The organism is Kitasatospora sp. NPDC008115 (assembly GCF_042957205.1).
In the GTDB taxonomy this organism is placed as follows: domain Bacteria; phylum Actinomycetota; class Actinomycetes; order Streptomycetales; family Streptomycetaceae; genus Kitasatospora.
In genome coordinates this window covers 73,814-88,041 of record NZ_JBIBHU010000009.1, presented here as the reverse complement: position 1 = coordinate 88,041, position 14,228 = coordinate 73,814, and the positions used below count along the sequence as shown (strand labels likewise).

13 protein-coding genes are annotated in these 14,228 nt (G+C 71.7%); 9 read left to right on the top strand and 4 right to left on the bottom strand.

What is annotated here, in order from left to right; translation table 11 throughout:
- The 9 genes from uvrC to ACFZBX_RS13980 all read left to right on the top strand — a co-directional run bounded on the left by uvrC (nt 1) and on the right by ACFZBX_RS13980 (nt 9,537).
- On the top strand, nt 1-2,052 hold the full coding sequence (uvrC, locus tag ACFZBX_RS14020) for an excinuclease ABC subunit UvrC (protein ID WP_391533854.1): 2,052 nt from the start codon (nt 1-3) through the stop codon (nt 2,050-2,052).
- 118 nt (nt 2,053-2,170) lie between these two features.
- Nucleotides 2,171-3,082: an RNase adapter RapZ gene (rapZ, locus tag ACFZBX_RS14015; RefSeq protein WP_344324851.1), complete on the top strand. Its 912-nt coding sequence runs from the start codon at nt 2,171-2,173 to the stop codon at nt 3,080-3,082.
- Nucleotides 3,083-3,145: 63 nt separating this feature from the next.
- Nucleotides 3,146-4,294 (top strand): uridine diphosphate-N-acetylglucosamine-binding protein YvcK, encoded by a 1,149-nt coding sequence (gene yvcK, locus ACFZBX_RS14010; RefSeq protein WP_391533852.1) that lies wholly within the window; start codon nt 3,146-3,148, stop codon nt 4,292-4,294.
- Nucleotides 4,285-5,265, top strand: coding sequence for a DNA-binding protein WhiA (whiA, locus tag ACFZBX_RS14005; protein WP_209411690.1), 981 nt, complete (start codon nt 4,285-4,287; stop codon nt 5,263-5,265). Before yvcK ends, whiA begins: the two co-directional genes overlap by 10 nt.
- A gap of 303 nt (nt 5,266-5,568) precedes the next feature.
- Nucleotides 5,569-6,573, top strand: coding sequence for a type I glyceraldehyde-3-phosphate dehydrogenase (gap, locus tag ACFZBX_RS14000; protein WP_391533850.1), 1,005 nt, complete (start codon nt 5,569-5,571; stop codon nt 6,571-6,573).
- A gap of 151 nt (nt 6,574-6,724) precedes the next feature.
- Complete coding sequence (locus ACFZBX_RS13995) at nt 6,725-7,927, top strand: phosphoglycerate kinase (RefSeq protein WP_391533848.1); 1,203 nt, start codon at nt 6,725-6,727, stop codon at nt 7,925-7,927.
- A 7-nt stretch (nt 7,928-7,934) separates the two neighbouring features.
- Complete coding sequence (gene tpiA / locus ACFZBX_RS13990; RefSeq protein WP_391533846.1) at nt 7,935-8,720, top strand: triose-phosphate isomerase; 786 nt, start codon at nt 7,935-7,937, stop codon at nt 8,718-8,720.
- 87 nt (nt 8,721-8,807) lie between these two features.
- Nucleotides 8,808-9,044, top strand: coding sequence for a preprotein translocase subunit SecG (gene secG / locus ACFZBX_RS13985; protein WP_391533844.1), 237 nt, complete (start codon nt 8,808-8,810; stop codon nt 9,042-9,044).
- 205 nt (nt 9,045-9,249) lie between these two features.
- The gene (locus ACFZBX_RS13980; protein ID WP_243436955.1) at nt 9,250-9,537 is read left to right on the top strand and encodes an RNA polymerase-binding protein RbpA; all 288 of its coding nucleotides are present in this window, start codon (nt 9,250-9,252) and stop codon (nt 9,535-9,537) included.
- Between the two features lie 60 nt (nt 9,538-9,597).
- On the opposite strand, the gene pgl is transcribed toward ACFZBX_RS13980, so the two are convergent.
- The 4 genes from pgl to tal are packed head-to-tail and all read right to left on the bottom strand — an operon-like array spanning nt 9,598 to nt 14,204.
- Nucleotides 9,598-10,386 (bottom strand): 6-phosphogluconolactonase, encoded by a 789-nt coding sequence (gene pgl / locus ACFZBX_RS13975; RefSeq protein ID WP_391533843.1) that lies wholly within the window; start codon nt 10,384-10,386, stop codon nt 9,598-9,600.
- Entirely contained in the window at nt 10,383-11,453 is a 1,071-nt protein-coding gene (gene opcA / locus ACFZBX_RS13970; protein WP_391533842.1) for a glucose-6-phosphate dehydrogenase assembly protein OpcA, read from the bottom strand. The genes pgl and opcA overlap by 4 nt, the downstream gene beginning before the upstream one ends.
- A complete protein-coding gene (zwf, locus tag ACFZBX_RS13965) occupies nt 11,450-13,006 on the bottom strand; it encodes a glucose-6-phosphate dehydrogenase (RefSeq protein WP_391534082.1) in 1,557 nt (518 codons plus the stop codon). The genes opcA and zwf overlap by 4 nt, the downstream gene beginning before the upstream one ends.
- A gap of 58 nt (nt 13,007-13,064) precedes the next feature.
- The gene (gene tal, locus ACFZBX_RS13960; RefSeq protein WP_391533841.1) at nt 13,065-14,204 is read right to left on the bottom strand and encodes a transaldolase; all 1,140 of its coding nucleotides are present in this window, start codon (nt 14,202-14,204) and stop codon (nt 13,065-13,067) included.
- Nucleotides 14,205-14,228 lie beyond the last annotated feature (24 nt).

Here is a 14,228-nt window from a genome sequence, read left to right as displayed (position 1 = left end):
ATGGCTGACCCGTCCACCTACCGCCCGGCGCCGGGTGCGATCCCCGCCTCGCCCGGTGTCTACAAGTTCCGAGACGCCCACGGGCGGGTCATCTACGTCGGCAAGGCCAAGAGCCTGCGCCCCCGGCTCTCCTCCTACTTCCAGGACCTCGCCGGGCTGCACCCGCGCACCGCGACCATGGTCACCACCGCCGCCTCGGTGGAGTGGACCGTCGTCGCCACCGAGGTCGAGGCGCTCCAGCTGGAGTACTCCTGGATCAAGGAGTTCGACCCCCGGTTCAACGTCAAGTACCGCGACGACAAGAGCTATCCGGAACTCGCCGTCACCCTCAACGAGGAGTACCCGCGGGTCCAGGTGATGCGCGGCGCCCACAAGAAGGGCGTGCGCTACTTCGGCCCCTACGGCCACGCCTGGGCGATCCGCGAGACCGTCGACCTGCTGCTGCGCGTCTTCCCCATCCGCACCTGCTCCAACGGCGTCTTCAAGCGCGCCCGCCAGGTCGGCCGCCCCTGCCTGCTCGGCTACATCGGCAAGTGCGCCGCGCCCTGCGTCGGCCGGGTCTCGGCCGAGGAGCACCGCGCCCTCGCCGAGGACTTCTGCGACTTCATGGCCGGCCGCACCGGCAACTACCTGCGCCGGCTGGAGACCGAGATGCGGGAGGCCGCCGCCGGCCTGGAGTACGAGAAGGCGGCCCGGCTGCGCGACGACATCGGCGCGCTCAAGCGGGCCATGGAGAAGAACGCCATCGTCCTCGCCGACGCCACCGACGCCGACCTGCTCGCCGTCGCCGAGGACGAACTGGAGGCCGCCGTCCAGATCTTCCACGTCCGCGGCGGCCGGGTCCGCGGCCAGCGCGGCTGGGTCACCGACAAGGTCGAGGACGTCGACACCGCCGGGCTGGTCGAGCACGCCCTCCAGCAGCTCTACGGCGGCGGCAGCGAGTCCGTCCCCCGCGAGGTGCTGGTCCCCGCCCTGCCCGACCCCGTCGAGCCGGTCCGCGACTGGCTGAGCGGCCTGCGCGGCGCCCAGGTCGACCTGCGCATCCCGCAGCGCGGCGACAAGAAGGACCTGATGGCCACCGTGCAGCGCAACGCCCAACAGGCGCTCGCCCTGCACAAGACCAAGCGCGCCTCCGACCTCACCACCCGCAGCCGCGCCCTCCAGGAGATCGCCGACGCCCTCGAACTCGACAGCGTCCCGCTGCGCATCGAGTGCTTCGACATCTCCCACCTCCAGGGCGAGGACGTGGTCGCCTCCATGGTCGTCTTCGAGGACGGCCTGGCCCGCAAGAGCGAGTACCGCCGTTTCCAGATCAAGGGCTTCGAGGGCCAGGACGACGTCCGCTCGATGCACGAGGTGATCAGCCGCCGCTTTCGCCGCTACCTCCAGGAGCGCGAGCAGACCGGCGAGTGGGCCGTCCCCGAGGAGCCGGAGGGCACCGACGCCGACGGCCCGGACGCGGACGGCCACCGCGGCGAGGACGGCCGCCCCAAGCGCTTCGCCTACCCGCCCCAACTGCTCGTCGTCGACGGCGGACAGCCCCAGGTCGCCGCCGCCCGGCGGGCCCTGGACGAACTCGGCATCGACGACGTCGCCCTGTGCGGCCTGGCCAAGCGCCTGGAGGAGGTCTGGCTGCCCGGCGAGGACGACCCGGTCGTGCTCCCGCGCAGCAGCGAGGGCCTCTACCTGCTCCAGCGGGTCCGCGACGAGGCCCACCGCTTCGCCATCACCTACCAGCGGGGCAAGCGTTCCAAGCGACTCACCGCCGGAGAACTGGACTCCGTCCCCGGGCTCGGCGAGACTCGCCGTCAAGCGCTGCTCAAGCACTTCGGCTCGCTGAAGAAGCTCCGGGCGGCCACCGTCGACGAACTCTGCGCCGTCCCCGGCATCGGCCGGCGGACGGCGGAGACCGTTGCGGCGGCGTTGTCGTCCCGTACACCTGCCGCACCCGCCGTGAACACCGCCACGGGCGAGATCATCGAGGACGGCGCCGACGAGCCGGCGCCCTCGGCGCCCGAGCCCGAGACCGCACCCATCCAGGAGACGCAATGACGGCCGACGCCGCCCGTCAGCCGGCGTGCCCCCGTGCCACTCGTCCGAGTGGCACGGGGAAGCATGCCCGCGTGACGCGCGTTCTCCACAGCAGAACCACCGAGAGCGGGGAACCGAAGTGACCGTGTCCGATTACGGGGGGACCGCCAGGCCCGAGGCCGGCGGCGAGAACACCCCGGAGCTGGTGATCATCTCCGGCATGTCCGGAGCGGGCCGCTCCACCGCCGCCAAGTGCCTGGAGGACCTGGGCTGGTTCGTGGTGGACAACCTGCCGCCGGCCCTGATCCCCACCATGGTCGACCTCGGCGCCCGCTCGCAGGGCAACGTCGCCCGGATCGGCGCCGTGGTGGACGTCCGCGGCCGGCAGTTCTTCGACGACCTGCTGACCTCGCTGGACGAGTTGGAGAAGCGCGGCGTGCGGCTGCGCGTCGTCTTCCTGGACTCCTCCGACGAGGCGCTGGTGCGCCGCTTCGAGAGCGTGCGCCGCCCGCACCCGCTGCAGGCCGACGGCCGGATCGTCGACGGCATCGCCCAGGAGCGCGACCTGCTGCGCGAGCTGCGCGGCGAGGCCGACCTGGTGATCGACACCTCCAACCTCAACGTCCACCAGCTGCGCGCCAAGCTCGACGCCCAGTTCGCCGACCACGACGAGCCCGAGCTGCGGGCCACCGTGATGTCCTTCGGCTTCAAGTACGGCCTGCCGGTCGACGCCGACCTCGTGGTGGACTGCCGCTTCCTGCCCAACCCGCACTGGGTGCCCGAACTGCGGGCCCGCACCGGCACCGACGCGGACGTCGCCGACTACGTGTTCCAGCAGCCCGGAGCCAACGAGTTCCTCAACGGCTACGCCGAGCTGCTGCGCATCGTCACCGAGGGCTATCGCCGCGAGGGGAAGCGTTACATGACCCTTGCCGTAGGCTGCACCGGTGGCAAGCACCGCAGTGTCGCGATGTCCGAGCGCCTGACGAAGCGTCTCATCGCCGACGGAGTGGAAACGGTGCTCGTCCACCGTGACATGGGACGGGAGTAGCCGCCGCGCCCTGCCGGGCCGCCGGCGGAGGCCGGCGGCGGGCGACAGGAACGCGAGGTAGGTGTGACGGGATACGTGCCCGGGCGGCAGTTCCAGAACAGGACCGCCGACCGGAGTGGGGCCCCGGCCCGGTCCACCGGGACCGGCCGGCCCCGCTCCGGGGCGGCCCGCACCGGCCCCTCCCGTCCCCACCCGGCCCCCCGGACCAGCCAGGCGGCCCGGAGCAACCAGGCCCCGCGGATCACCGCGCTCGGCGGCGGCCAGGGCCTGTCCGCCTCGCTGTCCGCGCTGCGCCGGCTCACCTCCGACCTCACCGCCGTGGTCACCGTCGCCGACGACGGCGGCTCCAGCGGGCGGCTCCGCGAGGAGCTCGGGGTGCTGCCCCCCGGCGACCTGCGCAAGGCGCTCGCCGCGCTCTGCGGCGACGACGACTGGGGCCGCACCTGGTCCGAGGTGATCCAGCAGCGCTTCACCGGCACCGGCGAGCTGGGCGGCCACGCCGTCGGCAACCTGCTGATCGTGGCGCTCTGGGAGAAGCTCGGCGACCCGGTCGCCGCCCTGGACTGGGTCGGCCGGCTGCTCAACGTGCAGGGCCGGGTGCTGCCGATGTCGGCGGTGCCGCTGGACATCGAGGCGGTGGTGCGCGGCCACGACCCGGCCTTCCCGGCCGAGCTGGCCGCCGTCCGCGGCCAGGCCAACGTGGCGGTCACCTCCGGCACCGTGCAGTCCGTCCGGCTGCTGCCGGACGAGCCGCCCGCCGTGCCGGAGGCGGTCACCGCCGTCCGGGAGGCGGACTGGGTGGTGCTCGGCCCCGGCTCCTGGTTCACCAGCGTGCTGCCGCACCTGCTGGTGCCCGAGCTGGCCAAGGCGCTGGTGGAGACCCGCGCCCGCCGGCTGCTCACCCTGAACCTGGCCCCGCAGCCCGGCGAGACCGAGGGCTTCACCCCGCAGCGTCACCTGGAGGTCATCGCCGACCACGCACCCGACCTCGCGGTGGATGCGATCCTGGTGGACGAGCGCGCCGTCACCGGCGGCGCCTTCGGCCAGGCGGACCTGGCCGGACTGGAAAAGGCCGCCGAGCGGATGGGAGCAGCCCTGGTGCTCGGCCGGGTCGCCCGTACCGACGGCACGCCGCGACACGACCCTGAGCTCTTGGCGGCGGCGTACGACCGGATTTTCCGGACACATGGAAGGATCGGGCCATGGCGATGACTCCAGCGGTGAAGGACGAGATCAGCCGGCTCCCGGTCACCCGGGCCTGCTGCCGCAAGGCGGAGGTGTCGGCGATCCTGCGGTTCGCGGGCGGGCTGCACATCGTGAGCGGCCGGATCGTGATCGAGGCGGAGCTCGACACCGGAGCCGCCGCGCGGCGTCTGCGCAAGGATCTGCTGGAGATCTTCGGACACTCCTCGGACCTGGTCGTGATGGCCCCCGGCGGCCTGCGGCGCGGCAGCCGGTACGTGGTCCGGGTGGTCAAGGACGGCGAGCTGCTCGCGCGCCAGACCGGCCTCGTGGACGGCCGCGGCCGCCCGATCCGCGGTCTGCCCCCGGCCGTGGTCTCCGGCGCCACCTGCGACGCCGAGGCGGCCTGGCGCGGGGCGTTCCTGGCGCACGGCTCGCTCACCGAACCCGGCCGCTCGTCCTCGCTGGAGATCACCTGCCCCGGCTCGGAGGCGGCCCTCGCCCTGGTCGGCGCCGCCCGCCGGCTCGGCATCCCGGCCAAGGCCCGCGAGGTGCGCGGGGTCGACCGGGTGGTGATCCGCGACGGCGACGCGATCGGCGCGCTGCTCACCCGGCTCGGCGCGCACGAGTCGGTGCTGGCCTGGGAGGAGCGCCGGATGCGCCGCGAGGTGCGGGCCACCGCCAACCGGCTGGCCAACTTCGACGACGCCAACCTGCGCCGCTCGGCCCGGGCCGCGGTGGCGGCCGGCGCCCGGGTGCAGCGCGCGCTGGAGATCCTCGGCGACGAGGTGCCCGAGCACCTGGCCGCCGCCGGCCAGCTGCGGATGCAGCACAAGCAGGCCTCGCTGGAGGAACTGGGCGCGCTCGCCGACCCGCCGCTGACCAAGGACGCGGTGGCCGGGCGGATCCGCCGGCTGCTGGCGATGGCCGACAAGCGCGCCTCCGAGCTCGGCCTGCCGAGCACCGAGGCCAACCTGACCGACGAGATGGCGCTCAACTGACGACGCCGCTCCCGGTGTCGTTCCCTCCGCCGGTGTCCGCTTCCCGCGGGCACCGGCGGAGCCGTGTCCGGAGGGTGGGACGGGGTGTCGCCGGGGCCCTCGCGCGGGGCCGGGACCAACTGCCCGGGAGGGCAAGGCCGGACGACCTGGAATTGTTGTGAACACGCGCCACGCCAGGGGTTGCGCGGGCGCCTGATGTGCTCTACCCGGCCTCGGAGGGGTAGGGTCATAGGCGGTCGGGGACATCCCAAAATTCCACCCCGTCGGCATAGCGTCCGGCGTACCTAACGAGGAGATCGGTTCGTGACGATCCGGGTAGGCATCAACGGATTCGGCCGCATCGGCCGCAACTTCTTCCGTGCGGTTCAGGCCCAGGGCGCGGACATCGAGATCGTCGGTGTCAACGACCTGACCGACACCAAGACCCTGGCGCACCTGCTCAAGTACGACTCGATCCTGGGCACCTTCCCGGGCGAGGTGTCGCACACCGCCGACAGCATCACCGTCAACGGCAAGACCTTCAAGGTCATCGCCGAGCGCGACCCGGCCAACCTCCCCTGGGGCGAGCTGGGCGTGGACATCGTCATCGAGTCGACCGGCATCTTCACCAAGGCCGAGGCGGCGAAGAAGCACGTCGCGGCCGGCGCCAAGAAGGTCATCATCTCCGCGCCCGCCACCGACGAGGACATCACCATCGTCATGGGCGTCAACGACGAGAAGTACGACGGTGACAAGCACACCGTCATCTCCAACGCCTCCTGCACCACCAACTGTGTGGCGCCGCTGGCCAAGGTGCTGAACGAGAACTTCGGCATCGTCAAGGGTCTGATGACCACGGTGCACGCGTACACCAACGACCAGGTCACCCTGGACTTCCCGCACAAGGACCTGCGTCGCGCCCGCGCCGCGGCCCTCAACATCATCCCGACCTCGACCGGTGCCGCCAAGGCCACCGCGCTGGTCCTGCCGGAGCTCAAGGGCAAGCTGGACGGCACCTCGCTGCGCGTCCCGGTCCCGACCGGCTCGATCACCGACCTCGTGGTCACCCTGGAGCGCGACGTCACCGTCGCCGAGGTCAACGAGGCCTTCAAGAAGGCCTCCGAGACCACCCTCAAGGGCATCCTGCAGTACACCGAGGACCCGATCGTCTCCTCCGACATCGTGAACTCGCCGTTCTCCACGATCTTCGACTCGCTGATGACCATGGCCCAGGGCAACCAGGTCAAGATCTTCGGCTGGTACGACAACGAGTGGGGCTACTCGAACCGCCTCGTCAACCTGACCACCCTCGTCGGTGCCGGGCTCTGACGCAGCGGGAGCTGACGTGAAGTAGGGGGGAGGGCCCGGAAGGCATGTGCGAAGCCGACCGGGCCCTCCGTCTGCGCACCCTCAACTCCCCATGGACGGCACAACGTTGTGCCGTCCCCTGCTCCACCATCTCGCCAGGAGACCGAAGACCGTGAAGACCATCGAAGATCTGGACGTCGCCGGTAGGCGCGTGTTCGTCCGCGCGGACCTCAACGTTCCGCTGTCCGACGGCACGATCACCGACGACGGCCGGATCCGTGCCGTCGCCCCGACCATCGCCAAGCTCGTCGAGCGCGGCGCGAAGGTCGTCGTCGCCTCCCACCTCGGCCGCCCCAAGGGCGCGCCGGACCCGCAGTTCTCCCTCGCGCCGGTGGCCGTCCGCCTCGGCGAGATCCTCGGCAGGCCGGTCGCCTTCGCGACCGACACCGTGGGCGAGAGCGCGAAGGCCACCGTCGCCGCCCTGGCCGACGGCGAGGTCACGCTGCTCGAGAACCTGCGCTTCAACGCGGGTGAGACCAGCAAGGACGACGCCGAGCGCGCGGCCTTCGCCGGTGAGCTGGCCGCGCTGGCCGACCTCTACGTGGGCGACGGCTTCGGCGCGGTGCACCGCAAGCACGCCTCGGTGTTCGACCTGCCGGCGCTGCTGCCGCACGCGGCCGGCGACCTGATCGCCACCGAGGTGGGCGTGCTCAAGCGCCTCACGGAGGACGTCGAGCGCCCGTACGTGGTGGTGCTCGGCGGCTCCAAGGTCTCCGACAAGGTCGGCGTGATCGAGAACCTGCTGGAGAAGGCCGACCGGATCCTGATCGGCGGCGGCATGGTCTTCACCTTCCTCAAGGCCCAGGGCCACGAGGTCGGCACCTCGCTGCTGCAGGAGGACCAGATCCCGACCGTCCAGGGCTACCTGGCGGAGGCGAAGGAGCGGGGCGTCGAGTTCGTCCTGCCGACGGACGTCGTGGTCTCCGGGGGCTTCCCGGACCTCAAGGCCAAGGCCCCCACGGCCCACTCGGTCGTCGCCGTGGACGCGATCCCGGCCGACCAGCTGGGCCTGGACATCGGCCCGGAGAGCCGCAAGCTGTTCGCCGAGAAGCTGGCCGACGCGAAGACGGTGTTCTGGAACGGCCCGATGGGCGTCTTCGAGCACCCGGACTTCGCCGGCGGCACCGCGGCCGTGGCGCAGGGCCTGCTCGACAGTGACGCGTTCTCCGTGGTCGGTGGCGGCGACTCCGCCGCGGCCGTCCGCACCCTGGGCTTCGACGAGACGAAGTTCGGGCACATCTCGACCGGCGGTGGCGCGAGCCTGGAGTACCTGGAGGGCAAGCGGCTCCCCGGTCTCACCGCCCTGGAAGGCTGAATCACGCATGACTGAGCGTCTCCCGCTGATGGCGGGCAACTGGAAGATGAACCTCAACCACCTTGAGGCCATCCAGCACACCCAGAAGCTGGCCTTCGCGCTGGCCGACAAGGACTACCAGGCGGTCGAGGTGGCCGTCCTGGTGCCCTTCACCGACCTCCGCTCGGTGCAGACCCTGGTCGACGGCGACAAGCTGAAGATCAAGTACGGCTCGCAGGACATCTCGCAGCACGACGGCGGCGCCTACACCGGCGAGGTCTCCGGCCCGATGCTGGCCAAGCTGAAGTGCGCCTACGCGGTGATCGGCCACTCGGAGCGCCGCCAGTACCACGGCGAGAACGAGGAGATCGTCAACGCCAAGGTCAAGGCCGCCTACCGCAGCGGGATCACCCCGATCCTGTGCATCGGCGAGCCGCTGGAGGTCCGCAAGGCCGGCACCCACGTCGAGCACACGCTGGCCCAGCTCGACGGCGCGCTGCAGGACGTCCCGGCCGAGCAGGCCGAGTCCATCGTGGTCGCCTACGAGCCGGTCTGGGCGATCGGCACCGGCGAGGTGGCGACCCCCGAGGACGCCCAGGAGGTCTGCGCCGCGATCCGCGCGCGGATCGCCGAGCTGTACGGCGCCGAGCTGGCCGGCAAGGTCCGGGTGCTCTACGGCGGTTCGGTGAAGTCGTCGAGCGCGGCCGGCCTGATGGCCAAGCCGGACATCGACGGCGGCCTGATCGGCGGAGCCTCGCTGGACGCCGACGAGTTCGTCAAGATCGTGCGGTACCGTGAGCAGGCAGTAGGCTAACGCCGCCGCAGCAACGTAGGCTTTGGGGCCGGACCACCCGACGTGGTCCGGCCCCTTCGCCGAAGATACGAGAGAGTTGGTCCCGTCGTGGTTCTCGGGTTCTCGATTGCCCTGATCGTCTTCAGCCTGCTGATGATCCTCCTGGTGCTGCTGCACAAGGGGAAGGGCGGCGGCCTGTCGGACATGTTCGGTGGCGGCGCGATGTCCACCGGTGGCGGTTCGGCGGTCGCCGAGCGCAACCTGGACCGCATCACGGTCGTGGTCGGCCTCGGCTGGTTCGCGTCCCTCGTGGTGCTCGGTCTGGTCATGAAGTACAAGGGATGACATACCTCTGACGCCCCGTCGCCCCGCGGCCTATCCTGGAAAGGTCCGGGGCGGAGCCGGTGGGTGGCGCATGCTTAACTCCTGCTTACACTAGGACGACTTTCGCCACCGACGCGCGTCGCGCGCGTCGGCGCACCAGCACGCAGGGAGTCAGACCGTGGCAAGTGGCAACGCCATCCGTGGCAGCAGGGTCGGAGCCGGCCCGATGGGCGAGGCGGAGCGCGGCGAATCCGCCCCCCGCAACCGGATCTCCTTCTGGTGCGCGAACAAGCACGAGACCCGGCCGAGCTTCGCGGCCGAAGCGGTGATCCCGGAGACCTGGGACTGTCCGCGTTGTGGCTTCCCGGCCGGCCAGGACGAGCACAACCCGCCCGCGCCGTCCCGCAACGAGCCGTACAAGACCCACCTCGCGTACGTCCGCGAGCGGCGCACCGACGCCGACGGCGAGGCGATCCTCGCGGAGGCGCTGGCCAAGCTCCGCGGCGAGATCTGAGCACAGGCGAAACGGTGAAGGGCGCCGTCCCCCGCGGGGGACGGCGCCCTTCACCGTTTCTCAGGCCGAGGCCGGGGGGTACAGCTGGGGCGGCAGTCGGGACGCCGCGGCGCGGTCCAGCAGCCACAGGGTGCGGCCGGTGCCGTGCGCGCCGGAGGCGGGCGCCTGGAGCTCGCCCGGGCCGGACAGGGCCACCGCCACCGCGCCCGCCTTGTCCTCGCCGGCCGCCAGCAGCCACACCTCGCGGGCGCTGCGGATGGCCGGGAGGGTGAGCGAGATCCGGGTCGGCGGCGGCTTGGGCGCGCCGCGCACGCCGATCACCGTCAGCTCGGTCTCCCGCACGCCGGGGTGCTCCGGGAAGAGCGAGGCGACATGGGTGTCCGGGCCGACGCCGAGCAGCAGCACGTCGAAGGCCGGGACGCCGGTCCGGTCGCCCGGTCCGGCCGCCTCCGCCAGCTCCTGCGCGTAGCGGGCCGCGGCGGCGTCGACGTCCGAGCCGTCGGCGCCGTCCGAGGCGGGCATCTCGTGCACCCGCGCCGGGTCGAGCGGGACGGCGTCCAGCAGCTCGGCGCGGGCCTGCACGGCGTTGCGCTCGGGGTCGGCGGAGGGCAGGAACCGCTCGTCGCCCCACCAGAGGTCCAGCCGCGCCCAGTCGACCGCGTCGCGCGCCGGCGAGGCGGCGATCGCGGCCAGCAGGGCGTTGCCGTTGCGTCCGCCGGTGAGCACCACCGAGGCGGTGCCGCGGGCGGCCTGGGCGTCCACGATCCGGGTGATCAGCCGGGCCGCGGCCGCCTGGGCCATCAGCTCCTTGTCCCGGTGGACGACCAGCTGGGGGGTGGCCGCGGTCATGCGTCCGCCTTCCTGGCGCCGCGCTTGGCGGCGGCCTTCCTGGCGGCGGGAGCCGGCTCGGCTACCTGCTCGGCGACCGGCTCGGTGGCCTGCTCGCCGTCCTCGGCGGCCGTCCCGTTCGCCGCCTGCCCGGCGTTGTCCGGCTCCTTGAGCCGGTCCACCGGCGTGCGCACGGCGGCCGCGTAGATGTCGTCCGGGTCGAGCCGGCGCAGCTCCTCGGCGATCAGCTCCGAGGTCTCGCGCCGCTTGAGCGCCACCTGGCGGTCCGGCGAGCCGGGCATGGAGAGCGTGCCCATCAGGCCGTCCGGGCGGTCGAGGGTGATGTCCCCCTCCTTGGTGCGCAGGTGCACCGCGGTGATGCCCGGACCGTTGGTGACGACCCGCTCGACCGGCACGTGCAGCCGGGTGTGCAGCCACAGGCCGAGCAGCTCGACGCTGGGGTTGTACGACTCGCCCTCGACCACCGCGGAGGTGATCGTCGACGGCCGCTGGTCCAGCGCGGCGGCCAGCATCGAGCGCCAGCCGGTGACCCGGGTCCAGGCCAGATCGGTGTCGCCCGGGGTGTAGCTCTGGGCCCGCTGGGCGAGCTGGCCGACCGGGGACTCGGCGGTGACCGCGTCGGTGATCCGGCGCTGGGCGAGCGCGCCCAGCGGGTCCTGCGCCGGGTGCAGCGGCGCGTTGTCCGGCCACCAGACCACCACCGGGGCGTCCGGCAGCAGCAGCGGCAGGACGACCGACTGGGCGTGCGCGGCGAGTTCGCCGTGCATCCGCAGGACGACCGTCTCGCCGGAGCCGGCGTCGGAGCCGACCAGGACCTCGGCGTCCAGGCGGGTCTCGGCGCGGGCCCGGGGCGAGCGCCCGGCGCGCTTGATGACCGCCAAAGTGCGCGAGGGGTGCTCGCGGGAGGCGTCGTTGGCCGCCTTGAGGGCGTCGTAGGCGCTGCCCTCGTCGGTCACGATCACCAGGGTGAGCACCATGCCGGCGGCGGTGGCGCCGCTGCCCCTGCGGGCCTCCATGAGCGCCGCGTTGATCTTGCTGGACGTGGTGTTCGTGAGGTCGATCTTCATGGCCGGCGCCAGCTCCTGCCGTCTCGTGCGAGCATCTCGTCCGCCTCGGCCGGGCCCCAGGTGCCGGCCGGGTACTCGGCGGGCTTGCCGTGGGTGTCCCAGTACTTCTCGATCGGGTCGAGGATCTGCCAGGAGAGCTCGACCTCCTGGTGACGGGGGAAGAGGTTGGCGTCGCCGAGCAGCACGTCGAGGATGAGCCGCTCGTACGCCTCCGGGGAGGACTCGGTGAAGGACTCGCCGTAGGCGAAGTCCATCGTGACGTCCCGGACCTCGAAGGAGGTGCCCGGCACCTTGGAGCCGAACCGCACGGTGACGCCCTCGTCCGGCTGCACCCGGATGACCAGGGCGTTCTGCCCCAGCTCCTCGGTGGCGTAGGAGTCGAACGGCAGGTACGGGGCGCGCTGGAAGACCACCGCGATCTCGGTGACCCGGCGGCCCAGCCGCTTGCCGGTGCGCAGGTAGAACGGCACACCCGCCCAGCGGCGGTTGTTGATCTCCAGCTTGATGGCCGCGTAGGTGTCGGTCTTGGAGTCCGGGTTGATGCCGTCCTCGTCGAGGTAGCCGCCGACCTCCTCGCCGCCCTGCCAGCCGGCCGTGTACTGGCCGCGCACGGTGTGCCGGCCGAGGTCGGCCGGGAGCTTGACGGCGCTGAGCACCTTGAGCTTCTCGGCCACCAGCGCCTTCGGGTGGAAGGACGCCGGCTCCTCGATGGCGGTGAGCGCCATCAGCTGGAGCAGGTGGTTCTGGATGACGTCACGGGCCGAGCCGATGCCGTCGTAGTAGCCGGCCCGGCCGCCGATCCCGATGTCCTCGGCCATGGTGATCTGCACGTGGTCGACGTACGACCGGTTCCAGATCGGCTCGAACATCTGGTTGGCGAAGCGGAGCGCCAGGATGTTCTGGACGGTCTCCTTGCCCAGGTAGTGGTCGATCCGGAAGACCTCGTCCCGGGGGAAGACCTCGTGGACGATCCGGTTCAGCTCCTGGGCGGACTCCAGGTCGTGGCCGAACGGCTTCTCGATGACGGCGCGCCGCCAGGAGCCGTTCGGGGGGTCGGCCAGCCCGTGCTTCTTGAGCTGCTGGACGACGGTGGGGAAGAACTTCGGCGGGACGGACAGGTAGAAGGCGAAGTTGCCGCCGGTGCCCTGCGCCTTGTCCAGCTCCTGGATGGTCTCGCGGAGCTTGTCGAAGGCGTCGTCGTCGTCGAAGGTCCCGTGGACGAAGCGCATGCCCTTGGCGAGCTGCTGCCACACCTCCTCGCGGAAGGGGGTGCGGGCGTGCTCCTTGACCGCGTCGTGGACCTCCTGGGCGAAGTCCTCGTCCTTCCACTCGCGGCGGGCGAAGCCGACGAGCGAGAACCCCGGCGGCAGCAGGCCGCGGTTGGCCAGGTCGTAGATGGCCGGCATCAGCTTCTTGCGGGACAGGTCACCGGTGACCCCGAAGATGACCAGGCCGGACGGCCCCGCGATGCGCGGGAGCCGCCGGTCGGAGGGGTCGCGAAGCGGGTTGACGGGGGCCGACGGGAGGTTGTCCGCGTCCGAATCCGGTGCCAACTCGGGGAAATCAGTGCTCACTTGATGGGCTCCGCTTTCGTGCGCTGTGAGCAGGGGGTCACTTCTCGCCGGCGAACGACGCGAGCGAGGCGGTGACGGTGTCGAGCAGCTCCTTCCAGGACTGCTCGAACTTCTCCACGCCCTCGTCCTCCAGCACCTGGACCACGTCGTCGTAGTCCACGCCGGCGGCGGCGATGGCGTCCATCACGGCCTTGGCGTCGGCGTAGTTCGGGACGATGGTGGCGCCGGTGACCACGCCGTGGTCGTCGGTGGCGTCCAGGGTGGCCTCGGGCATGGTGTTGACGGTGCCGGGCGCGACCAGCTCGGTGACGTACAGGGTGTCCGGCAGGGCCGGGTCCTTGACGCCGGTGGACGCCCAGAGCGGGCGCTGCGGCTTGGCGCCGGCGGCCTCCAGGGCCTTCCAGCGGGCGCTGCCGGCGGTCTTGCCGTCGACGCTGCCGAAGACCTCCTCGTAGGCCTGGTAGGCGAGGCGGGCGTTGGCCAGGGCGGCCTTGGAGCGGAGGTCCTTGGCGTCGCCGCCGATCTTCTCCAGGCGCTTGTCGATCTCGGTGTCGACGCGGGAGACGAAGAAGGAGGCGACCGACTCGATCTGGGAGAGGTCCAGGCCCTTGGCCTTGGCGGCCTCCAGGCCGGTCAGGTAGGCGTCCATGACCGCCTTGTAGCGCTCCAGCGAGAAGATCAGCGTGACGTTGACGCTGATGCCCTTGCCGATGACCTCGGCGATCGCGGGCAGGCCGGCCTTGGTGGCGGGGATCTTGATGAACACGTTCGGGCGGTCGACCAGCCACCACAGCTGCTTGGCCTCGGCCACCGTGGCGGCGGTCTGGTGGGCCAGCCGCGGGTCGACCTCGATGGAGACCCGGCCGTCGCGGCCGTTGGACGCGTCGTAGACCGGGCGCAGCACGTCGGCGGCGTCCCGCACGTCCGAGGTGGTGATCATGCGGACGGCCTCGTCGGTGGTGACCTTGCGGACGGCGAGGTCGCGCAGCTGGCCGTCGTAGGAGCTGTCGCCGCCGCCGATGGCCTTCTGGAAGATGGTCGGGTTGGTGGTCACGCCCACCACGTGCTTGTGCTGCACCAGCTCGGCGAGGTTCCCGGTGTTCAGCCGCTTGCGGCTGAGGTCGTCCAGCCAGATCGCCACGCCTTCGTCGCTGAGGCGCTTCAGTGCGTCAGTCATGGTGCTTCCGTCCCTTTACTTCTT